Consider the following 286-nt stretch of genomic DNA (forward strand, 5'->3'; position numbering starts at 1 on the left):
TTGCTATTGAGATCAACGGCCAACCAACGACCACGATCGGCTTCTAATGTCAGTGGTGCACGCACCGTGACTGGCACACCGTTGGCATCGGTCAAACGCACTTTGATACGAATCGGGGTGCGCGCATCGGCCACCGCTGTTTCCGGCGCTTCGAGAGATAACTTGCCCAGTTTATCCGGCGCGATCAAGTTGATTTTACGGCTATCGCGGACATTGCCGAATTCATCGACTTGTTCCAACAACAAACTGTTCGAACCGGCGCGTAAGCTGACACCGATGTATTCCC

At 53.8% G+C, this 286-nt stretch carries 1 protein-coding gene; it reads right to left on the reverse strand.

All coding sequences use genetic code 11. The features are described from left to right. Positions 1 to 239: hypothetical protein (locus tag QN347_RS19740; protein WP_323494387.1), on the reverse strand; the 239-nt coding region annotated here is incomplete at its 3' end. Positions 240 to 286 lie beyond the last annotated feature (47 nt).

Origin of the sequence: Sphingomonas sp. 10B4 (assembly GCF_035019905.1) — a bacterium.
Taxonomy (GTDB): Bacteria; Pseudomonadota; Alphaproteobacteria; order Sphingomonadales; family Sphingomonadaceae; genus Sphingomonas; species Sphingomonas glacialis.